The organism is Streptomyces sp. NPDC056161 (assembly GCF_042268025.1).
Classification (GTDB): domain Bacteria; phylum Actinomycetota; class Actinomycetes; order Streptomycetales; family Streptomycetaceae; genus Streptomyces.
The window spans coordinates 92,115-113,314 of record NZ_JBHJUV010000010.1; the positions used below are offsets into that span (position 1 = coordinate 92,115).

The following is a 21,200-nucleotide window of genomic DNA, read 5'->3' on the forward strand; positions in this document are numbered from 1 at the left end:
CCGGTTTCCGTCGCCGCCCCGGTTTCCGTCGGCGGCCCGGTTTCCGCCGTCCCCGTCCGCACGGCCGCCGCGTCGCCGGGCGCCGACCGCGCGGTGAGGGCCAGGAACGCGTCGTCCAGTGAGGCCGGGGCCACCTCAAGGCCGCGGATCGCGCCGAGCCCGGCCAGGGCGATCACAGTCGCGTCGGAGTCGTCCGTGCGCAGCCGCGCCCGGCTCCCGCGCACCTCCACCGACCGCACCCCGGGCAGCAGGGCCAACTCGTCCGGCGAGAGCCCGGCCGAATCGATGCCGACCAGGCTGCCGCCCGCCGCCCGGCGCAGTTCGTCGCCGGTGCCGTCCGCGACGATCCGGCCGCGGTCCACGACCACGATCCGGTCGGCGTGCGCGTCCGCCTCCTGAAGGTAGTGGGTGGAGAACAGCACGGTGTGGCCCTGGCGCGCGTACGCCCGCATCGACTCCCAGAAGGACTGCCGCGCCGCCACGTCCAGGGCGGCGGTCGGCTCGTCCAGGACCAGCAGCGCGGGATCGCCGCACACCGCGACCGCGAACCGCACCCGCTGCGCCTGCCCGCCGGACAGCCGGTCCACCCGCCGCCCGGCCAGCGCACCGATCCCGGCCAGCTCCAGCGCCCGCGCCACCGGCATCGGGGCCGGATAGCGGGAGGCGACGAAGGAGACCAGTTCCCCGACGGTCACCCGGGGCACCGCCCGGCCCTCCTGGAGCATGGCGCCCACCCGGCCCGTGCGTACGGAGCGCTCCGGTGCCGCCCCGAAAAGCCGGACGGTACCCGCGTCCGGCTCGTGCAGGCCGAGCAGCAGCCCGATCGCGGTGGACTTCCCGGCGCCGTTGCGGCCCAGCAGCGCCACGCTCTCGCCGCGTCGGATCTCCAGATCGACACCGTCGACGGCGCGGACCTCGCCGTACTTCTTGACCGCCCCCGTGAAGGACACGGCGGTGTGTTCCGTCTGTGTCATGCCTACGACGGTACGGATCCGCGCGCGGGCCCGGCAGAGGCGCTTGTACGGACCGGGGCAGGACAAATGTCATGGCCCGACCGGCGCGGGACGGTCCGGCCCGCCCGAGGAGGACGGCGGTCCGCCCGCGGAGGACGGCGAGGTCCGCCCGCGGAGGACGGTGCGGTCCACCCGACGCGAACGGCCCCGGCGTACCGGTGTGAATACCGCGGCCCGCGGCTCCGACAGATCTGACGATGCGTCAGCCTTCACAAGTGTCGTGTGCTGGGCTATACAGGGGGCGCCGAGCTGGAACGCGTTCTGGACCGGCCCGTGACGACCTCGGTGCGGTCGACGGTGCGGACGGCCGCGCCGGGGTCTTGCAACCGCGGCCGACCGCGGTCCACCACCGTCCCGGCCATTCGGGCCGGCCACCCGGCCCGGCCACCCGTGCCGGCCGCCAGTGTCAGGAGCCGTATGCCCATCGACGCAGCCAAGGCCCTCGCCGCCGAACCACGCTCCGGGCAGATCACCTGGGACCACAAGGACATCCAGCTCTACCACCTCGGCATCGGGGCAGGACGCCCCGCCACCGACCCCGACGAGCTGCGGTACACCCTGGAGTCCCGGCTGCACGTCCTGCCCAGCTTCGCCACCGTCGCGGGCAGCGGCGCACCCGGCGTGATCAGCGGCCTGTCCATGCCCGGCATCGAGGTCGACCTCGCCCGTGTGCTGCACGGCGGCCAGGTGCTCACCGTGCACCGGCCCATCCCGGTCGAGGGCACCGCCACCGCCACGAACCGGATCGCCGCCGTCTACGACAAGGTCAAGGCCGCCATCCTCGTCCTGCGGACCGAGGTCGCCGACGCCGACGGACCGCTGTGGACCAACGACGCGCAGATCTTCCTGCGCGGCGAGGGCGGCTGGGGCGGCGACCGCGGCCCCTCCACCCGGCTCGAACCACCCGTCGGCGAGCCCGACCGCACCGTCGAGCGCGCCGTCCGCGAGGACCAGGCGCTGCTCTACCGGCTCTCCGGCGACTGGAACCCGCTGCACGCCGACCCCGAGTTCGCCAAGCTCGCCGGGTTCGACCGGCCCATCCTGCACGGGCTGTGCACCTACGGCATGACGCTCAAGGCGGTCGTCGACACCCTGCTCGACGGCGACGTGACCCGGGTCCGCAGCTATGTCACGCGCTTCGCCGGAGTGGTGTACCCCGGCGAGACACTGCGCATCCGCATGTGGCGCCTGCCGGGCGCGATCCGGGTCGCCGTGAGCGCCGTCAGGGGGACGGACGACGCCCCCGTCCTCGCCGACACCGTCGTCGAACACCGCTGAGCCAGACCGTAGGAGAGGGGAGCCGCACCATGCGCGCAGCCGTACTGCACGAGATCGGCCAGGAGAAGCTGGAGGTCCTCGACGACGTCGAGGCGGTGGGCTTCGGCCCCGGCAAGGTGAGGGTGCGGGTGCGCGCCACGGGGCTGTGCCACTCCGACCTGTCCGCCATGAGCGGGGTGCTGCCGCAGCCGGGACCGTTCGTACCCGGGCACGAGGGCTCGGGCGAGATCCTCGAAGTCGGCGAGAACGTCACCACCCTGAAGCCCGGCGACCGGGTGGTGATCTGCTGGCTGCCCGCCTGCGGAGCCTGCCCCGCCTGCCGACGCGGCCAGACCCAGCTGTGCCTGGCCGGGTTCATGAACGCGGGCACCCCCAACTTCAAGCGTTCCGGCGCCGACGTCTTCGGCTTCGCGGGCACCGGCACCTTCGCCGAGGAGGTCGTGGTCGACGCGGGCTGCGCGGTACCGATCCCGGACGACGTGCCCTTCGACATCGCCGCGCTCATCGGCTGCGGGGTGACCACCGGCCTCGGCGCCGCGCTCAACACCGCGGACGTGGCGGCCGGTTCGTCGGTCGCCGTGATCGGCTGCGGCGGCGTCGGCATCTCGGCGATCCAGGGGGCCCGGCTGAAGGGCGCCGCGGAGATCGTCGCCGTCGACCCGGTCGACGCGCGCCGCGAATCGGCGCTGCGCTTCGGCGCCACCCGGGCCGTACCGCCCGAGGGGCTGACCGACGCCAAGCAGGACGTCACCGGCGGCGAGGGGTTCGACTACGTCTTCGAGGTCGTCGGCCGCTCGGCCACCGCCCGCACCGCGTACGAGAACACCCGGCGCGGCGGCACGCTCGTCGTGGTCGGCGCGGGCGCCATGGACGACTTCCTCCAGCTCAACATGTTCGAGCTGTTCTTCGACGAGAAGCGCATCCTGCCCTCCATGTACGGCGGCGGCGACGTGCTGCGCTCCTACACCCGCGCCATAGCGCTGTGGCGGGCGGGCCGGATCGACCTGGAGGGCCTGATCACCCACCGGGTGCCGCTGGCCGGGATCAACGAGGCCCTGGACCAGATGCGCACGGGGACGGCCCTGCGCACCTGCATCGAAATCTGACCTGGGGAGCCGTAGCCGTATGTCACTGCCACTCGAAGGCCGGTCCGCCGTCGTCACCGGCGCCGGACGCGGCCTTGGCCGGGCCGAGGCGCTGGAACTCGCCCGGCTCGGCGCCGCCGTCGTCGTCAACGACTACGGGCAGCCGGGCCGCGAAGGACTCGGCGCCGCCTCCGCCGCGCCCGCCGAGCAGGTCGCCGCCGAGATCCGCGCGGCGGGTGGCCGGGCGGTCGCCCACACCGGCGACGTCGCCGACTTCGCGCAGGCCCAGGAGCTGACCGGGCTGGCGATCGACACGTTCGGGACCCTGGACATCCTGGTCAACAACGCGGGGATCCTACGGGACCGCATGGTCTTCTCCATGTCCGAGGACGAGTGGGACTCGGTGATCCGGGTCCACCTCAAGGGCCACTTCAACACCACCCATTTCGCGGCCGCGCACTGGCGGGAACGGTCCAAGGCGGCCGGCGGGCCGGTCTACGGGCGGATCGTGAACACCTCGTCGGAGGCGTTCCTGGCCGGTTCGGCGGGCCAGCCCAACTACGCCGCGGCCAAGGGCGGGATCGTCGGCCTGACCACCTCCACGGCGCTGGCCCTCGCCAAGTACGGCGTGACGGCCAACGTGATCTGCCCGCGGGCCCGGACCCGGATGACCGAGGACGTCTTCGCCGGCTTCGCCGTGCCCGAGGCGGGCCTGGACCCGCTGGCGCCCGAGCACGTCGCCCCGCTCGTCGGCTATCTGGCCTCGCCCGCGGCCGGCCGGGTCAACGGACAACTGCTCGTGGTGCACGGCGGCATGGTCGCGGTGGTCGAACGGCCGCGGGTCCAGGCGAAGTTCGACAGCAAGCAGGACACCTTCAGCTACGACGAACTCGACGCGCTGCTCACACCGCACTACGCGGACCGGCCGGCCGGGGAGACGTTCGCGGCGGCGGAGGTGCTGGGGCTCAAACGCGGGTGACGACACGTGTGACCCGGCAGCGCGGGCGACACACAGGAAAGGGGGCCTGCCGTCGTCCGACAGCAGGCCCCCTCCTCGCGTACCCCGTCAGGCCGCCGATTCGGCCGGCTCCGGCTTGCGGTGACGGCCGCTCGGGGCCGACTCGCCGTCCTTCGACGCGCCCGGACCCCGGTGCTTGCCGTGTCCGTCGGTCTCCTGAGAGTCAGCCGACAGCGGCTGCGTGGTGCTGGTGTCGCTCATCGGAAGAATTCACCCCGTCAACATCATTTTCGTACAACCGGGCGAGTTTAACCGGCACACCTCGGGGCGGATCCAGGCGGGCACACCAACCGGCACTACTTCGTTACAAGACGCGCCAACGGAGCCTGCTGAAGGGGGATGGGGCGGGGCGCAACCGGTTGTTGAGGCTCCGGTTCCGCCGTAGGCGGGGCCGAGGCAGGGCCCTGGGACGCCACCGAGTCCATGGAGCCCGCATAGTCCATGGAGCCCGCATAGTCCATGGAGTCCGTCGAGTCCGTGGAGCCCGCCGAGTCCCTGGAGCCTGTCGGGTCCGCCGTCGTCAGGGCGCCCGCAGAACGCGCGCGGCCCGCGGAACCCGGGGAGCCGAGGGAACCCGAAGAGGTGAGCGGGTCCTTCACTCCTGCGGGCACGGTCAGCCGCGCCAGCCCGCACGGCACCTCCGCCGTCGCGTACGGCAGCAGCAGCACCCCGTCCTCGGTCCACCGCCCGGCGCCCGCCAACCAGCCGGCGGGCGCCGGGAGATGGCACACCTGGCGCAGCGCGGGCCGCCACACCCCGACCCACCTGCCCAGCGGGCCGTCGACGCGCAGCGCCACCGCGCAGCGCTCCGGCGTCAGCACCTGCCCCGGCTGGATCGCGAACGGCGTCACCACGCAGTCCGGCATCCGCAGGCTCTCCGGGAAGCGCACCGGCAGCGTGCTGCCCAACACGCCCCAGCCCAGCCGTTCCCGGCCCGGTGAGGGCGCGTCCGACGCGATGATCAGCAGCCCGCTGTCCGGATCGGCGAGCAGCAGCCGGTCGTCGCTGTCGGCTGCGATCTGTAGCAGCGGCGACACCTCGCCGCCGCGCTCCAGGTCCACCACGACCGCCTTGGTGGACCCGCCCGCCTCCCGGTCCAGTGCCAGCAGCCGCCCCGCGCCGTCCAGCCAGACCCCGCCCGAACAGCGCCCCGGCACCTCGGCCAGACGCTCGGGCCCGAAGGCGCCGCCCGCCACCAGCCACACCGCCGTGGACCGCGGGCCGACCGCGAGGGCGTAGGCGCGCGTGCCGCCCGGGGCCGGCGGCAGCAGCCGCAGCCGGGTGCCCGCCACCGGGCACTCCACGGCGCCGAGCGGCAGTTCGCCGGTGTCCGGCCCGGTCGGGTACAGCAGCGAGAACAGATGCCGCCCGGCCGCCGTCCGGTGGATGAGGACCCGCCCGTCACCCATCGGCTGCACCTCGGTGCCGGGCTCCTCCGGCTGATGGCCGGGCAGCGGCACGGCGTACGGCTCGGGGCCGTCCAGCGTCCAGCGCTCCGGGAACCAGGAGCCGTCGTCCAGCGCGAGCCGGGCGGCGTAGGCGCCGTCCGCCGTGATGGTGCAGCCCGCCGCCGGCTCGCCGTCGTACGCGTCGGCTGCCGAGGGTTCGATCGCACACGCCGTCATCGTTCGGTCACCTCCGGCGACGAACGTAGTTTTCGCACGCACAGGCGTGGCACCGACGAGCGGCCTCTTCACACATAAGGGTGGCCGCGCAGCGGTTCGCCTGAGGAAACGAAGACGCCTGTGCTGCCGGGCCCGCGCCGCCGGAGCCGATAGGTCCCCGCAGAACAGGCAGGTAGCCTTTCCCCCGTGCCCCGTCTGTCTGAAGTCATCGCCGCGCTGGAGAACCTGTGGCCGGCCGAGCGTGCCGAGTCCTGGGACGCGGTCGGCACCGTCGTGGGCGATCCCGACCAGGAGGTCGGCCGGGTCCTGTTCGCCGTGGACCCGGTGCGGGACGTCGTGGCCGAGGCGGTGCGGCTCGGCGCCGACCTGCTCGTCACCCACCACCCGCTCTATCTGCGCGGTACGACGACGGTCGCGGCCGGCACCGTCAAGGGCCGGGTCGTGCACACGCTGATCAAGAACGACATCGCGCTGCACGTCGCCCACACCAACGCCGACACCGCCGACCCGGGCGTCTCCGACGCGCTGGCCGGGGCACTGGACCTGCGGGTCGTACGCCCCCTCGTGCCGGACCCCACCGACCCGGCGGGCCGCCGGGGCCTCGGCCGGATCTGCGAACTCGACCACCCCGTCACCGTGCGCGAACTGGCCGCCCGCGCCGCCGAGCGGCTGCCCGCCACCGCGCAGGGCATCCGGGTGGCCGGCGACCCCGAGGCCCTCGTCCGCACGGTCGCGGTCAGCGGCGGCTCCGGCGACAGCCTCTTCGACCAGGTGCGGGCGGCCGGCGTCGACGCCTTCCTCACCGCCGACCTGCGTCACCACCCGGCCTCCGAGGCCGTCGCCGAGACTCCGCTCGCGCTGCTCGACGCGGCGCACTGGGCCACCGAGTGGCCCTGGTGCGAGCTGGCCGCGGCCCAGCTCGACGAGATTTCCGACCAGCACGGATGGGACCTGCGCGTGCACGTCTCGAAGACGGTCACCGACCCCTGGACCGCTCACGCGGCGTCCCACCCGTCGCCCACCACCGCCCGTCCACCGAGCGCCCCGCGCGCCTCCTCCTCTCACTCACCGGGAGCCCCCAACTGAACGCAGCGCCCGCCGATCAGATCCGACTCCTCGACGTCCAGGGCCTCGACGTCCGCCTCCAGCAGCTGGCACACCGGCGGAAGTCGCTGCCCGAGCACGCCGAGATCGAGTCGCTGACCAAGGACCTCACCCAGCTTCGCGACCTGCTCGTAGCCGCGCAGACCGAGGAGAGCGACTGCGCCCGCGAGCAGACCAAGGCCGAGCAGGACGTCGACCAGGTGCGCCAGCGCGCCGCCCGCGACCAGCAGCGCCTCGACTCCGGCGCGGTCACCTCCCCGAAGGACCTGGAGAACCTCCAGAAGGAGATCGTCTCCCTCGCCAAGCGCCAGGGCGACCTGGAGGACGTCGTCCTGGAGGTGATGGAACGGCGCGAGGGCGCGCAGGAGCGCGTGCAGGAGCTGACCGGACGGGTGACCTCCGCACAGGCGAGGATCGACGACGCGAACGGCCGCCGGGGCGCCGCGTTCGAGGAGATCGACGGCGAGGTGGCGACGGTGACCAAGGAACGCGAGGTCATCGCCGGCTCCGTCCCCGCCGACCTGCTGAAGCTGTACGACAGGCTGCGCGAGCAGCAGGGCGGCATCGGCGCGGCCAAGCTGTACCAGCGCACCTGCCAGGGCTGCCGCCAGGAGCTGGCCATCACCGAGCTGAGCGAGATCCGTTCCGCCGCGCCGGACACGGTGGTGCGCTGCGAGAACTGCCGCCGCATCCTGGTGCGTACGGGCGAGTCGGGTCTGTAGGGGCCCCGGGCATGCGGGAGTTCATCGTCGAGGCGGACGGCGGGTCGCGCGGCAATCCGGGACCCGCGGGCTACGGCGCCGTGGTGCTCGACGCGGCGACCGGCGAGGCGCTGGTGGAGGCCGCCGAGTACATCGGCGTCGCCACCAACAACGTCGCCGAGTACCGGGGACTGCTGGCCGGTCTGCGGGCCGCGCGCGACCTCGACCCCGGCGCCGCCGTCCACGTCCGGATGGACTCCAAGCTCGTCGTCGAGCAGATGTCGGGCCGCTGGAAGATCAAGCACCCCGACCTGAAGCCGCTGGCCGTGCAGGCGGCCGGAGTCCTGCCGGCCGACCGGGTCGACTACGAGTGGATCCCCCGGGAGCGCAACAAGCACGCCGACCGGCTGGCCAACGAGGCGATGGACGCGGGCCGTCGCGGCGAACAGTGGTCGCCGTCGCGGTCGACGGCCGCACTGGACGCGGGTCCGGCCCCGGGCGCGGGATCGACTCCGGGCGCGGGATCGACTCCGGGCGCGGGGCCGACTCCGGACGCCGGAACCGTCGTACGCGGACCCGGCGTCGCCGCCGCGGCGGGAGCCGATCTGCGGGCCGCGCGGGCCGTGGCCACGCCGAGCACCGGGTGGGCGCCCGCCGACCTCGGCGCGCCGTCCACCTTCGTTCTGCTGCGGCACGGTGAGACCCCGTTGACCCCGCAGAAGCGGTTCTCCGGGAGCGGCGGCAGCGATCCGTCGCTGTCCGAGACCGGCCGGGAGCAGGCACGGCGGGCCGCCGCGGCCCTGGCCCGGCGCGGCACCGTCGAGGCGGTCGTGTCGTCACCGCTGGCCCGGACCCGGGAGACCGCCGGGATCGTCGCCGCCCGGCTGGGCCTGGAGGTGGCGGTCGAGGACGGGCTGCGCGAGACGGACTTCGGCGCCTGGGAGGGGCTGACCTTCGGCGAGGTGCGCGAGCGCCACCCGGACGACCTGAACGCCTGGCTGACCGACCCCGCGGCGCGGCCGACCGGCGGCGGCGAGAGCTTCACGGCGACCGCCGAGCGCATCGCCGCCACCCGCGACGGACTGGTCGCCGCGTACCCCCGGCGCACCGTCCTGCTCGTCACCCACGTGACCCCGATCAAGACCCTCGTACGCCTGGCCCTGGGCGCCCCGCCCGAGTCCCTGTTCCGGATGGAGCTGTCGGCGGCGTCGCTGTCGGCGGTGGCGTACTACGCGGACGGGAACGCGAGCGTACGGCTGTTCAACGACACGTCCCACCTGAGCTGAGCACCCCGCGCCCGGCCGGAGCCCGGCCGGGCGGCACACGGTGGGCCGGAGCCCGGCCGAGGGGCAAGCGCGGGGCCGGTCTCCCGCCTCACCCGGCCGTCCGCAGCCCCGCCGCCTCCCGGGCCAGTGCCTCGATCCGCCGCCAGTCCCGGGCCGCCACCGCGTCCTCCGGCACCATCCAAGTGCCGCCCACACAGCCGACGTTGGGCAGGGCCAGGTACTCCGGGGCGTTGGCCGGGCCGATCCCGCCGGTGGGGCAGAAGCGGGCCTGCGGCAGCGGACCGGCCAGCGCCTTCAGATACGCCGTGCCGCCCGCCGCCTGCGCCGGGAAGAACTTCATCTCCCGCACCCCGCGCTCCAGCAGCGCCACCACCTCCGACGTGGTCGACACCCCCGGCAGGAACGGCACCCCGGAACCGGCCATCGCGTCCAGGAGCGCCTCCGTCCAGCCGGGGCTGACGAGGAACCCCGCCCCCGCCGCGCACGCCTGTGCCGCCTGGGTGCGGGAGAGGACCGTTCCGGCGCCGACCACCGCCTCGGGAACCTCGGCGGTGACGGCCCGGATCGCGTCGAGCGCGGCGGGCGTCCGCAGCGTCACCTCGATCGCGGGCAGCCCGCCCGCGACCAGCGCCCGCGCGAGCGGTACGGCGTCGGCGGCGTCCGGCAGCACGACCACGGGCAGGACGGGCGCGAGATCCAGCGGTGATGAGGGCATGCCGCTCATCCTGCCCGTGGCACGCATCATGCACAATGGCCGTTGCGCATGATGCAACGCATCCGCGCACCGGGCGCCCGCAGCGCGCTCCGATCACGGTCCGCGCGCCGACAGCGCGCCCAGCGCGCCCTCAATGCACCTCGGTGACCAGCACGTCCAGCGCCCAGGCCCGGTCCGCCCGCGCGGGTGGCCGCGCCTCCACCACGTACCCGAGATCCCGCAGCGCCTCCACCAGCTCACCCGGACCCTTGGGCGCCGCCCCGGACGACAGCAGACTGCGGACGATCCGCCCCTTCGTCGCCTTGTTGAAGTGGCTGACGACCTTCCGGGTCGGCGCGTGCAGCACCCGTACGGTCGCGGTCCGGCCCGCGACCTCGCCCTGCGGCTTCCAGGCGGCGGCGTACGCGGTGGACCGCAGATCCAGCACCAGCCCGGCCCCGGCCGCCGCGGGCAGCGCGTCGGCCAGCGGACCGCGCCAGTGCGCGCCCAGCGCACCGAGGCCCGGCAGCCGCACACCCATCGAGCAGCGGTAGGACGGGATCCGGTCCGTCACCCGCAGCGCACCCCACAGTCCGGAGAAGACCAGCAGCGAACGCGCCGCGCGCCGTTTCGCGGCGGCGTCCAGGGAGGCGAGGCCGAGGGCGTCGTACAGCACACCCGTGTAGATCTCCCCGGCGGGCCGCGCGCCCGCGGTGCGCAGCCCGGCGTTCTTCGCGACCTCGCCGCGCAGCCCCTCGCTCAGCCCGAGCACCTCGCACGCCTTGGCCTCGTCACCCGCGCACAGCTCGACCAACTCGTCGAGGACGGCGGCCCGTGCGGCGGACAGCCCCGGCAGGGACAGCGACTCCGGCTTCAGCGGGGCGCCACGGCCGGACGCGGCCTTGCCTTCGGACGGCGGCAGCAGGACAAGCAACGCGTACTCCTTCTCTCGCTCTCCGCGCCAGCGTACGGGCACGGCGCGGGCAGACCCACGCCCACCGCGCCCCACTTCCACCGCGCCCCGCGCACCGACGGGCGCCGCGCACCGACCGGCGTCGTGCGCCGCGCCGGTTCGGGCGGCACCCCGGGTGGTCCGGGTGGCACCCCGGGGTGGTCCGGGCGGCATCCCGGGATCCCGGGGTACGGGCCGGTCCGTGCCGCTCCGCACGGCCGGTACCATGGTCGACACGGCAGACGAGCCGGGCGGACGGCCGCGTGGAGCCCCTGACGGGGCTTCCCGAGGAACGTCCGGACTCCACAGGGCAGGGTGGTGGCTAACGGCCACCCGGGGCGACCCGCGGGACAGTGCCACAGAGAACAGACCGCCCAGTGCTCAGGCGCTGGGTAAGGGTGAAACGGTGGTGTAAGAGACCACCAGTGCCCAGGGTGACCTGGGCAGCTAGGTAAACCCCACCTGGAGCAAGGTCAAAAGGAGTGCCGTGAAAAGCGCTCTGCGCGGACGTTCGAGGGCTGCCCGCCCGAGTCCGCGGGTGGACCGCACGAGGCCGGCGGCAACGTCGGCCCTAGATGGATGGCCGTCTCCCGGCCGGCCGCGAGGCCGGCCGGTGACAAAATCCGGCGTACAGCCCGACTCGTCTGCCTGCTGCTCCTTCCGCCCCGTCGGTGTCGCTCAGGCCCCGCTGCCGCCGTCGACCGACAGGATCGTGCCGGTCACGTAGGAGGCCCGGTCGCTGAGCAGCCAGGCGGCGGCCTCGGCGATCTCGGCGGGGTCGGCCGCGCGGCGCAGCGGGGTCCGTGCCGTGAGCCGCTCGACCAGGCCCGGCGATTCCGCCTCCCAGGCACGGATCATCTCGGTGAGCGTGCCGCCGGGGGCGATGGCGTTGACGCGGATGCCTTCCGGGCCGTACGTGACGGCGGCCGACTCGGTGAGGCTGTTGACCGCCCGCTTCATCGCGCCGTAGACGGGCAGTTCGGGGTTGCCGCGCAGGCTGCCGACGGACGAGTTGTTCACGATGGCGCCGGTCCTGGCGGTGGCCCGGATGGCGGCCACCTCGGCGGCCATGGCCAGCCAGACGCCCTTGAGGTTCACGCGGTAGACGTGGTCGAAGTCGGCCTCCGGGAGCTGGTCGAGCGGGCCGGGCTGCTGGATCGTCGCGCCGTTGTTGAAGGCGATGTCGAGCCTGCCGTACAGGTCCACGGCGCGGTCCACGGCGGCCCGTACGGAGGCCGGGTCGGCCAGGTCGCACACCACGTGGTCCGCGGTGCCACCGGCCGCACGGATCTCCTCCGTCACCGCCTTGAGCTGGGACTCCGTGCGGGCCGCCAGGAGCACGCGGGCTCCCTCGCGGGCGAACAGCCGGGCCGCGGCGGCGCCGATGCCGCGGCCCGCGCCGGTGATGAAGGCGACCTTGCCGGCGAGCAGGCCCTCCGCGGTGAGGGCGGTGGAAGTGCTGGTGAGAGCTGTGTTGTCCATGGCAGCGAGCCTGTGCCCGGCCGCGGAGCCGGTCCAGGCACAGGCGGTACCTGGATCCGCCGGACGCCGTGTGTCCACACTGGGGGCGTGGACCGACGAGAACTGGCGACCTTTCTGCGCAGCAGGCGCGAGCGGATCAGCCCCGCCGACGTGGGGCTGCCCGCGGGGCCGCGGCGCCGCACCCCGGGGCTGCGACGCGAGGAGGTGGCGCAGCTGGCGTACATCTCGACCGAGTACTACGCGCGGCTGGAGCAGGCCCGTGCCCCGCGCCCGTCGCGCGAGGTGCTGGCCGGGCTGGCGCGGGCGCTGCGGCTGTCGGACGTCGAGCGCGCCCACCTCCACCACCTCGCCGGTGTGCCGCCGCTCCCGCCGACCGGTCCCTCGCGCGAGGTACGGCGCAGCATCCTCGACCTGCTGCACCGGCTGCCGCAGGCCGCGGCGACCGTGATGTCGGCCTCCTTGGAGGTGCTGGCCTGGAACGATCTGGCGGCAGCCCTCATGGAGGACTTCTCCGCGCTGCCGCGACGCGACCGCAACCTCGTGCGCCGGGTCTTCCTCGGCCCGCACCCGCCGGGGCACCGGCTGTACGGGGTGTCGGACGCGGACGGGTTCGCCCGCATGTCGGCACGGCACCTGCGCGCGGCGGCCGGCCGGTACCCGGACGATCCGGAGGTGGCCGAGCTGGTGGGTGAACTCCTCGCGGGCAGCGCGGAGTTCACCCGGCTGTGGGAGTCCCACGACGTGTCCGAGGCGCCCGCCCTGATCAAGACCTTCCAGCACCCGCTGGTCGGCCCGGTCACCGTCAACTGCGACGTCCTCGACATCGCCGACCGCGACCAGCAGGTCGTGATCTACACCGCGACCCCCGGCTCGCGCTCCGAGGAGGCGCTGCGGCTGCTGTCGGTCATCGGCACCCAGCGCATGGACGTCACTCGGTGACCAGGCGCCGGAGCAGGTCGGACAGGGCCGCGCGCTCGGCGTCCGACAGCGGGGCGAACCAGGCGGCGAGCACTTCGTCGGCGGCCTCGTCGCCCGCGGCCAGCACCTGTTCGCCCAGGGGCGTCAGCCGGTGCTCGTTGCGCCGGCCGTGGCCCGGCCGCCGTTCGACCAGGCCCTGGGCCAGCAGACGGCCCACGAGCGTGCCGAACGCCTGCTCGCTCTGGAAGCAGGCCGTGGCCAGCGTGCGGGCCGAAGCCCCGGGGGCACGGCTGATCGCGCGCAGCGCCTCCCACTGGGCGAGCGTCGTGCCCACCGCAGCCAGCTTGGTGTCGAGCGCCCGCTGCTGACGGTACTGGGCCTGTTTGACCGCCCTGCCGAGGGCCTGCGGATCACCGTGCATGGGCGCGATTCTACGACATTGACTAAACTGTCTTATATAAAGATGCTGAGTTTATGTTCCGCCCACAGTCCGACTCGGTGTCCGACGCGGACCCCGGCATGCGGTTCGGGGCGGCTCGGGGCGCGACTCGATTTCACAGGCTCGACCGAACGAGGACGGCTCATGAGGATTTCCTGCCAGTTCGCGACCTCTCTGGACTCGCCCGAGCACATCGCCGTCGGCGAGCGACTGGGCTACGACCGTGCGTGGCTGTTCGACACGCCGCAGCAGGGTCCGGACGTGTGGATGGCGCTGGCGCTGGCCGCGGAGCGCACCGAGCGCATCGGCCTGGGCCCGGGTGTACTGGTGCCCGGACTGCGCCATCCGATGGTGAACGCCTCGGGTGCCGCCGCGCTGTCCGCGCTGGCACCGGGGCGGGTCGCCGTCGCCTTCGGCACCGGATTCACCGGCGCTCGGGCCATGGGCGCCAAGTCCACGACCTGGGCCGATCTCGCCGAGTACGTCCGTGTCTTCCGGGCTCTGCTGCGCGGCGAGACCACCGACTGGAAGGGCGCCCGGCTGCGCATGCTGCACCCGGCGGGCGCCGCCCCGGCGCGCCCGATCGAGGTGCCCGTGCTGATCTCGGCGGTCGGCCCCAAGGGCATCGCCGTCGCGAAGGAGCTGGCCGACGGGCTGTTCAGCATCGACGAGGAGACCAAGCACGCCAAGGAGTTCGACTGGGCGGCGCTCGGTCTGCACGGCACCGTGCTGGCGGAGGGCGAGGCCCTGGACTCGCCCCGGGTCCGTGACGCCGTCGGCCCCGGCAACGCGCTCGCCTACCACCTCGCCTACGAGTTCGGCGGCGACGTGACCGCCCTGCCCGGCGGACGGCAATGGCTGGACGTGATCAGCCAGGTGCCCGAGCGGGAGAGGCACCTCGCGGTCCACGACCACCACCTGGTCGCCCTCAACACCGCCGACCGGGCCGCCTGGGCGGCCGGCAGCTGGGCCGCCATCCCGACCACCACGGTCACCGGCTCGGCCGCACAGGTGGCGGACCGCCTGGCCGCGTACGGCGAGCAGGGCATCACCGAGATCCTCTACCAGCCCATGGGCCCGGACATCCCCCGCGAACTGGAGGCGTTCATCACCGCGGCCCGCACGGGCACCGTCAGCTGAGCCCCTTGCGCAGGAAACGCCGCAGACGGGTCAGCGGCCAGGTGTTGATCACATCGTCCTTGGTGAGCCAGCCGCGCTGCGCGGTGCCGATGCCGTAGCGCATGTTGGCCAGGTCGGGGACGGAATGCGCGTCGCTGTCCACGGCGAACCTCACTCCGTGGCGGTGGGCCCGCACGATGTCCTCGTCGCGCAGGTCCAGCCGGGCGGGGTGGGCGTTGATCTCCAGGGCCGTGCCCGTGCGCGCGCACGCGGCGAAGATCTCGTCGAGGTCGACGTCGACGGGTGGCCGCCTGCCGAGGACGCGGGTGGTGGGGTGGCCGATGACATGGACGTACGGGTTCTCGCAGGCACGCACGAGCCGCCGGGTCAGTGCCCGGCGCGGCTGGTTGAAGTGCGAGTGCACCGAGGCCACGCACACGTCGAAGGCGGCCAGGAACTCCCCGGGCCAGTCGACGTCGCCGTCCGGACCGATGTTCAGCTCCACGCCGTGCAGCAGCCGCATGCCGCGCCCCTTGCCATGGGCGCCGTCCAGCTCCCGCACCCGCTCGCGCTGGGCGAGGATCCGCTCCTCGGTCATCCGCTGCATGGACAGGTCCGGCCCGTGGTCGGTGATCGCGTAATAGGCGTAGCCGCGGGCGGCGGCGGCCCGCACCATCTCCTCCAGGGGCGCGAGCCCGTCGGTGAGGTCGGTGTGCGTGTGCAGGTCTCCCCGGAGGTCCGGCTCCACCACCAGCTCCGGCAGCTCGCCGCGCAGGCCCGCCTCGATCTCCCCCCGGTCCTCGCGCAGGGTCGGCGGGATCCAGGGCAGCCCGAGCCGGGCGTAGACCTCCTCCTCGGTCTCGGAGACGACCCTCTCCCCGCTCTCGACGTCGAAGAGGCCGTACTCGGACAGCTTCAGCCCCTGGTGCACGGCCAGCTCCCGGGTGCGTATGTTGTGCGCCTTGGAGCCGGTGAAGTACTGCAACGCCGCGCCCCAGGAGTCCGGCGGCACCACCCGCAGGTCGACGGCCGGCCCCCTGGCGGTGCGTACCGAGGTCTTGGCCCGGCCGTGCGCGATGACCTCGGTGACGTACGGCAGCTCGGTGAACGCCTGCATCAGCGGGCCCGACTCCGCGGCCGCGACGAGGACGTCGATGTCGCCGATGGTCTCCCGCATCCGGCGCAGGGACCCCGCGTAGGTGCAGCGGTCGCAGCCGGTCACCCGGGACAGCGCCCCGGTGATGTCGTCGGCGAGGCCCATGGCCACGTCGAGCAGGACGCGGTCGCCGGAGGACCTGAGGAGGTCGACGCCGTGGAGGATGTTCTCCTCCGTCCTGGGGCCGAAGCCCTTCAGACCGCGCAGTTTCTCGGCGCGGATCGCCTCGACCAGCTCGTCGACCGAGGCGATGCCCTGCTCTTCGTAGAGGGCCAGGGCCTTCTTCGGGCCGAGCGTGGGGATGGCGGTGAGCTGCCGGACGCCGGCCGGGATCCTCGCGCGCAGTTCGTCCACCGCGGCCACCCCGCCGGTGCGGAAGTACTCGGTGACCTTCTCCGCGATCGACTTGCCGACCCCAGGGATCTGCTGGAGCCCCTTGGCGTCGAGTGTGGACACATCGGCGTGGTACCCGCCGATCGCACGCGCGGCCTTCTCGTAGACGCGCGCCTTGAAGGCGTCTTTGCCGGTGATCGAGATGAGGTCCGCGTACTCCTGGAACAGCGCCGCGACCTCGTCGTTGGATCGAGCCATGTCTTCGGAGTAGGCAGAAACGGCCGGTTCATTCCTGCGACTGCCCCGGACCGGGGCACGGGCCGCCGTGGGCTGCGCGGGAGGGGCTGCGCGGGCAGGCGGCCACGCTCCGGCAGACCGCCGGGTGGGCGGGCGGTGCCGGGCGTGCCGAGCGGGCCGCCGCGGCCCGCGCCGACGGTGGCGCCGTGTGGGGGCGGGTCCCGTACGGAGGCGGGTACGTGCGGAGGCGGGTGCCTACGGAAGCGGGTGCCTACGGAAGCGGGTGCCGGTGCCGGCGCACAGCAGTCGCACGCCGGCCGACCCGCACGCGCCGACGGCGACGCCGTACACCGACCTGCCGCCTGCCGCCTGCCGCCTGCCGCCTGCCGCCTGCCGCCCGGCGCCGGTCGACGGCCGACCGGCGCGGCTCCCGCGCGCCGGCGCGGTGCGGGTGCGGTTCAGGTGAGCTTCCGGCACAGCAGGGCGTCGGGGCCCTGGCCGGCGCCCAGCCGGGTGGTGTAGGCGATGCCGGCGGCGTACTCGTCGGCGGCGCACTGGCCCTTGTAGTCGCCGTGGGCGAAGTCGCCGCCCGCCGGGTTCGCGGGACGGTTGTCGGACCGGTCGAACCACACGGTGCGTCCGGTGGTGCCGAGCGGGACGCGGGCGGGCACGCACAGGGCGGCCGACGTCCGGCCGCCACGGTGGCTGTACCCGATGAGGAAGTTCCCGTCCGGGCACTGGAGTTTGGTGTAGCCCGAGGCCCAGTCGCCGCCCGCCGGGACGTGCCGCTCGTCGGTGACGGTGGTCTGCGCGGTGCCCGCGGCGCGCAGGTCGCCCACGCCGACGTCCGTGCACAGCCCACGACCACTGCTGTGGCCGATGCCGATCAGCCGCTGGCCGTCGGGGCAGACGGCCTTGGAGGCGCCCACGTCCCAGTCGCCGCCCGCGCGCACCCGCAGCGACTGCACCTGGTCGCCGTGGTCGGTGCTGAGCATGTTCCAGCCCGCTACCGGGGCGACGGATCCGGTGCGGCTCGGGGCGGTCATCAGCCGGTTCCAACCGGCGTTGCGCCAGTCGGACCCGTCGAGGATGCCGTGCCGGCCGCCCGCGGTGTCGTAGCGCAGCAGGGCCCAGTCGTCGTGGCCCTCCCACCCGACGAGCGGCCAGTACGCGAAGTCGGCGTCGTGGTCGGCGAAGTAGTCGGTGATGTTGCCGAACCAGGTACGGGCGGCGGCACCCGTCTCGTTCGCTCCCGCGCCGAACTCGCTGACCCACACGGGCGCGGTGAAGTGCTGGTCCGCCTCCTCGGAGACGAAGAACGCCTCGTCGTACAGGGCCTGGGCGAGCTGGTCGCGGGTGAGGTCCTGGTAGCGCGGGTCGTGGGTCTCGCCGATGCCGGTGGCGCCGCTGTGGTGGGGGCCGGTGTACCCGTAGAAGTGGGCGGAGTACACCAGTTTGTGGCTGGTGACGAGGGTGTGCGAGAGGGTGCGGGCCGGGGTGAGCATGGGCCGGCCGTGCGGCAGTCCGTCGACGGGCAGGCCGGTCCAGTTGATCCCCTCGATGACGATGAGGAGCCGGGGGTTGGCCTCGGTGAGGATGCGGTCGGCCGCCAGCTGAGCGGCGGCGTACCAGTCGTGGGCGTCGCCCAGGCCCCAGTTGGGGTCGTCCAGGACGTCCCGGCGTACTTCGTTGTACAGGTCGGCGCCCACCACCCTGGGGTCGTCGGCGTAACGGCGGGCCATGAGGACCCAGTCGTCGGCCCACTGCTGGATGGACTGGCTGCTGTTCCAGCGCTCGTTGCCGTCGAGTCCGCAGCACCAGCGGGACGTGTTGGTGTGGTTGTTGAGGATGACCGCGAACCCGTCCTCGGTGAGGGCCGCCACGACGGCGTCGAAGACCTGGAGCGGTGTCCTGCCGCGCAGCTGCGGGTTGGCCGCGACGGCGGCGTCCGGCACGGGCGTCGTCGCGTGGATCATCTCGTTGGAGAAGGGCAGCCGGACGCTGTTGATGCCGAGCTGGTGGAAGTCGGCGAGCAGCCGGGGGAGCGGGGTGCGGTCCAGGCCGAGGGGGATGTTGTGGGAATTCTGGCCGGCGTGGTGGTCGGCGGGGTCGTCGGCGTTTCCGCTGCCGGTCCAGGAGCCTTGTGCGCCGTCCCAGTTGGCGGACTTCAGCCGGAAGCGGTTGCCCTCGGCGTCGACCACGTACCGGCCGCGGGTGGACAGGGGCGGCTGCCAGGTCGCGGCCGCGGGGGCGGGGGCCGAGGCGGTCGGGCCGCCGGGGGGCCGTGCGGGGGCGGCGGTCGCCCCTGGTGCCGTGGTCAGCAGCAGGAGGAACGCCGCCACTGACGACAGTGATGTCAATAATGTTGGTAATGTCAGGTACGGGTCAAATCGACGGGTCGGCATGGGGCCTCTGTGGAGGGGAGAGGGGCAGGGGAGAGGCGGTGCGGGTGCCCGCCGGGGCGAAGGCGCGGTCCCGGCCGGCGGTGTGGCGCGGTGCGGTCTGGACGCGAGCGTAGCGGGAGGGCGGGGCCCGCGGGGATGGTCCGGGCGGGACCTGATGCGCGTCCGCCCGTCCGCCCGTCCGTCCGCCCGTCCGTCTGCCGGTCTGTCCGTCGGCCCGCTCGTCCGTCCGTCTGCCGGTCTGTCCGTCCGCCGCCCGGCGAGGGCGGCGCACCCCCGCGCCGGGCGGCGGACGGCCGGGCGACCGGGCCGTCAGGGCGGGGTGACGCGGGGCGTGATGGCCGTCACCTCGGCGCCGGAGAGTTCGTTCAGGGGACGGCCGCGGGTCTCGACGCGGAAGGCGAGGGTGACGACGAAGCCGAGCGCGCAGGCGACGGCCACCCCGTACAACAGGGCGCTCTCCCCGACGGAGGACAGCAGCACGGGGAAGAGGAAGGTCCCCAGGGCGGCGCCCAGCTTTCCGCAGCCGGCCGCGAAACCATGGCCCGCGGTGCGCATCTCGGACGGGAACACCTCGGCGGGCAGTGCGAAGGTGGTGGCGTTGGGCCCGAGGTTCATGAAGGTGTTGAAGACTCCGAAGCCGGCGAAGACCAGGAGGAGATGGGCCTCGGCACCGCCGGTGAGCCGGCCCGCGAAGGCCAGGGCGCACAGCGCCAGCGCCATCACCACGAATCCCGTGAGCTGGAGCGGGATCCGGCCGACCCGGTCCACCAGCACGATCGCCAGACCGAACCCGACGGCCAGGAAGACGTCCAGCACGGCCGTGCCGGTGGTGGAGACGATGTCCTCGTCGATGAACGTGGCGTGCGGCCCGGCCACGGAGAACGAGGCCAGCAGGGTGGGCGTGAAGATGCCCACGCCGTAGGTGGCGATGTCCATCAGGAACCAGGGGACCGAGGCGAAGATCGTGCGCCTGCGCCAGCGGGCGGAGAACAGCCGCGGCTGGATGAACGCCCGCAGTCCCTCGGGCGGTGCCTCCTGCCGCAGCCGGTCGGCGTCGGTCACTCGCACCGGGACACCCGCCAGCCGCCTGCCGACCTCGCGCGCCTCCCGCTCCCGCCCGTTCTGCGCCAGCCAGCGCGGGCTTTCCGGCGCCTTGCGGCGCAGCCAGATGATGAACAGGGCAGGCAGCGCCCCGAACCCCAGCAGGATCCGCCAGGAGTCGGGTTCCGGCCGCAGCTGGAGGATCACCACGCCCGCCACCGCCCCCAGCAGGATGCCCGCGGCTTGCAGGCTGAACGCGGCCACCAGCCACTTGCCGCGGTTCTTCGAGGGCAGGATCTCCGCCAGGTAGCTCGCCGCGATCGGGTAGTCCAGGCCGACCGCCAGACCGAGCGCGAAGCGGAACGCCGTCAGCGACCAGACGTCCCACGCCACCGCACACAGCAGCGAGAAGACGACGAACATCCACAGGTCGACGCGGAAGATACGGCTCCGCCCGATCCGGTCGCCCAGCGGTCCCAGCAGCGCGGCACCGAAGATCGAGCCCACGATGGCGGCCGCCGAGATCAGCCCCTTCTGCGCGGCGCTCACCTGGAAGTCGTGCGAGATCAGCGGGTTGGCGACCCCGATCACGAAGAAGTCGAACCCGTCGAGCATGATGCCGAGACCGGCCAGCAGCCAGAACAGGACGTGCAGGCGAGTGGTGGCCGCGTCGTCGAGCGCTTCGCCCAGCGGCAGGGCCCGGTCGGAGGAGTCGGTCGTCGGCGTGGTCTCGGTGGTCATGGTCCTCACCAGGCCAAGGAGCGCGTCGGGGCGGACGGGAGTCCGGGGCAGAGGGATGTCGTCGTGGTGCGGTGTGCGGGCCGCCGCCTGCGGGCGGCGGGCGGGACGACGGGCCGGGCGTACGCCGACGGATCGGTGGGCGGTGCCGGACGCCCGCCGACGGAGCTACGGACGGACTTACGGACGGACCTACGAGGGACGGGGCGAGGGGCGCGGTGTCAGAGGGCCGACAGCAGGGCGGCCAGCGTGGCGAGCGCGGCGCACACGGTCAGGGTCAGGCCCAGGCAGCGCCGCCGCAGCCGCCGGTACCGGCTCTCGTACTCGGCGCGCAGGGACGCGCACCGGGCCGCTACGCGTTCCAGGTCCTGCCGGGCCCGTTGCAGGCTGTCCGAGACGTGGCGCTGCTCGATCTGCGCGCGCTGCGCGGTCGTCAGCCAGTCCAGCGGGCGGGCGAACTCCTGCGCCCGCCGCTCCGCCTCCGCGATCCTGGCCTGCCACAGCAGGTAACCCTCCACCTGGTTCGCGAGTTCGCCGTCCGTGCCCTGCGGTGCCAGTTCGCCCACTTGGTCCTCA

Annotated in this window: 18 protein-coding genes, 1 other RNA gene and 1 pseudogene; 9 read left to right on the forward strand and 11 right to left on the reverse strand. The window is 73.7% G+C overall.

Annotated features, from left to right (window positions below; all coding sequences use genetic code 11):
• Positions 1 to 83 precede the first annotated feature (83 nt).
• Positions 84 to 974, reverse strand: a pseudogene (locus ACFC09_RS11830) (ABC transporter ATP-binding protein); the annotation flags it as partial.
• Positions 975 to 1,430: 456 nt separating this feature from the next.
• Between ACFC09_RS11830 and ACFC09_RS11835 the strand changes: the two are divergent.
• Genes ACFC09_RS11835 through ACFC09_RS11845 form a run of 3 tightly spaced genes read left to right on the forward strand, consistent with a single transcriptional unit; the run spans position 1,431 to position 4,355 of the window.
• Positions 1,431 to 2,291, forward strand: a complete 861-nt coding sequence (locus tag ACFC09_RS11835; protein WP_376526112.1) for a MaoC/PaaZ C-terminal domain-containing protein — start codon at positions 1,431 to 1,433, stop codon at positions 2,289 to 2,291.
• 29 nt (positions 2,292 to 2,320) lie between these two features.
• A complete protein-coding gene (locus ACFC09_RS11840; RefSeq protein WP_376526114.1) occupies positions 2,321 to 3,397 on the forward strand; it encodes a Zn-dependent alcohol dehydrogenase in 1,077 nt (358 codons plus the stop codon).
• A gap of 19 nt (positions 3,398 to 3,416) precedes the next feature.
• The gene (locus ACFC09_RS11845; protein ID WP_376526116.1) at positions 3,417 to 4,355 is read left to right on the forward strand and encodes a 3-oxoacyl-ACP reductase; all 939 of its coding nucleotides are present in this window, start codon (positions 3,417 to 3,419) and stop codon (positions 4,353 to 4,355) included.
• Between the two features lie 87 nt (positions 4,356 to 4,442).
• Here the strand turns inward: ACFC09_RS11845 and ACFC09_RS11850 are convergent, their stop codons facing one another.
• Together ACFC09_RS11850 and ACFC09_RS11855 are read right to left on the reverse strand one after the other, a co-directional pair.
• The gene (locus ACFC09_RS11850) at positions 4,443 to 4,595 is read right to left on the reverse strand and encodes a hypothetical protein (protein ID WP_376526118.1); all 153 of its coding nucleotides are present in this window, start codon (positions 4,593 to 4,595) and stop codon (positions 4,443 to 4,445) included.
• Positions 4,596 to 4,690: 95 nt separating this feature from the next.
• On the reverse strand, positions 4,691 to 6,019 hold the full coding sequence (locus ACFC09_RS11855) for a hypothetical protein (protein WP_376526120.1): 1,329 nt from the start codon (positions 6,017 to 6,019) through the stop codon (positions 4,691 to 4,693).
• Between the two features lie 186 nt (positions 6,020 to 6,205).
• Here ACFC09_RS11855 and ACFC09_RS11860 point away from each other — a divergent pair, with 186 nt between their 5' ends.
• From ACFC09_RS11860 to ACFC09_RS11870, 3 genes are read left to right on the forward strand one after another with little or no spacing between them, the layout of a single operon-like run.
• On the forward strand, positions 6,206 to 7,105 hold the full coding sequence (locus tag ACFC09_RS11860) for a Nif3-like dinuclear metal center hexameric protein (RefSeq protein WP_376526121.1): 900 nt from the start codon (positions 6,206 to 6,208) through the stop codon (positions 7,103 to 7,105).
• Positions 7,102 to 7,845, forward strand: a complete 744-nt coding sequence (locus ACFC09_RS11865; protein ID WP_376526327.1) for a zinc ribbon domain-containing protein — start codon at positions 7,102 to 7,104, stop codon at positions 7,843 to 7,845. The genes ACFC09_RS11860 and ACFC09_RS11865 overlap by 4 nt, the downstream gene beginning before the upstream one ends.
• A gap of 11 nt (positions 7,846 to 7,856) precedes the next feature.
• The gene (locus ACFC09_RS11870; RefSeq protein WP_376526123.1) at positions 7,857 to 9,110 is read left to right on the forward strand and encodes a bifunctional RNase H/acid phosphatase; all 1,254 of its coding nucleotides are present in this window, start codon (positions 7,857 to 7,859) and stop codon (positions 9,108 to 9,110) included.
• A gap of 88 nt (positions 9,111 to 9,198) precedes the next feature.
• On the opposite strand, the gene eda is transcribed toward ACFC09_RS11870, so the two are convergent.
• On the reverse strand, positions 9,199 to 9,825 hold the full coding sequence (gene eda / locus ACFC09_RS11875) for a bifunctional 4-hydroxy-2-oxoglutarate aldolase/2-dehydro-3-deoxy-phosphogluconate aldolase (RefSeq protein WP_376526125.1): 627 nt from the start codon (positions 9,823 to 9,825) through the stop codon (positions 9,199 to 9,201).
• Positions 9,826 to 9,955: 130 nt separating this feature from the next.
• Complete coding sequence (gene yaaA / locus ACFC09_RS11880; protein WP_376526126.1) at positions 9,956 to 10,738, reverse strand: peroxide stress protein YaaA; 783 nt, start codon at positions 10,736 to 10,738, stop codon at positions 9,956 to 9,958.
• 261 nt (positions 10,739 to 10,999) lie between these two features.
• Between yaaA and rnpB the strand changes: the two genes are divergently transcribed.
• An RNA gene (rnpB, locus tag ACFC09_RS11885) (RNase P RNA component class A) lies at positions 11,000 to 11,403 on the forward strand.
• A 31-nt stretch (positions 11,404 to 11,434) separates the two neighbouring features.
• Here rnpB and ACFC09_RS11890 read toward each other — a convergent pair.
• Positions 11,435 to 12,238, reverse strand: coding sequence for an SDR family NAD(P)-dependent oxidoreductase (locus ACFC09_RS11890; protein WP_376526128.1), 804 nt, complete (start codon positions 12,236 to 12,238; stop codon positions 11,435 to 11,437).
• A gap of 87 nt (positions 12,239 to 12,325) precedes the next feature.
• Between ACFC09_RS11890 and ACFC09_RS11895 the strand changes: the two genes are divergently transcribed.
• Positions 12,326 to 13,177, forward strand: a complete 852-nt coding sequence (locus ACFC09_RS11895) for a helix-turn-helix transcriptional regulator (protein ID WP_376526130.1) — start codon at positions 12,326 to 12,328, stop codon at positions 13,175 to 13,177.
• On the opposite strand, the gene ACFC09_RS11900 is transcribed toward ACFC09_RS11895, so the two are convergent.
• Positions 13,167 to 13,577 carry a MarR family winged helix-turn-helix transcriptional regulator gene (locus ACFC09_RS11900; protein WP_376526132.1) on the reverse strand — a complete coding sequence of 137 codons (411 nt, stop codon included), beginning with the start codon at positions 13,575 to 13,577 and terminating at the stop codon, positions 13,167 to 13,169. The genes ACFC09_RS11895 and ACFC09_RS11900 overlap by 11 nt on opposite strands.
• Positions 13,578 to 13,739: 162 nt before the next feature.
• Here ACFC09_RS11900 and ACFC09_RS11905 point away from each other — a divergent pair, with 162 nt between their 5' ends.
• A complete protein-coding gene (locus tag ACFC09_RS11905) occupies positions 13,740 to 14,735 on the forward strand; it encodes an LLM class flavin-dependent oxidoreductase (protein ID WP_376526133.1) in 996 nt (331 codons plus the stop codon).
• Here the strand turns inward: ACFC09_RS11905 and polX are convergent.
• The 4 genes from polX to ACFC09_RS11925 all read right to left on the reverse strand — a co-directional run bounded on the left by polX (position 14,728) and on the right by ACFC09_RS11925 (position 21,190).
• A complete protein-coding gene (polX, locus tag ACFC09_RS11910) occupies positions 14,728 to 16,461 on the reverse strand; it encodes a DNA polymerase/3'-5' exonuclease PolX (protein ID WP_376526135.1) in 1,734 nt (577 codons plus the stop codon). The two genes, ACFC09_RS11905 and polX, sit on opposite strands and share 8 nt — an antisense overlap.
• A gap of 437 nt (positions 16,462 to 16,898) precedes the next feature.
• Positions 16,899 to 18,845, reverse strand: a complete 1,947-nt coding sequence (locus ACFC09_RS11915) for a glycoside hydrolase family 5 protein (RefSeq protein WP_376526136.1) — start codon at positions 18,843 to 18,845, stop codon at positions 16,899 to 16,901.
• Between the two features lie 309 nt (positions 18,846 to 19,154).
• Positions 19,155 to 20,627, reverse strand: coding sequence for an MFS transporter (locus ACFC09_RS11920; RefSeq protein WP_376526137.1), 1,473 nt, complete (start codon positions 20,625 to 20,627; stop codon positions 19,155 to 19,157).
• A 218-nt stretch (positions 20,628 to 20,845) separates the two neighbouring features.
• A complete protein-coding gene (locus tag ACFC09_RS11925) occupies positions 20,846 to 21,190 on the reverse strand; it encodes a cytochrome C oxidase subunit I (protein ID WP_376526139.1) in 345 nt (114 codons plus the stop codon).
• Positions 21,191 to 21,200 lie beyond the last annotated feature (10 nt).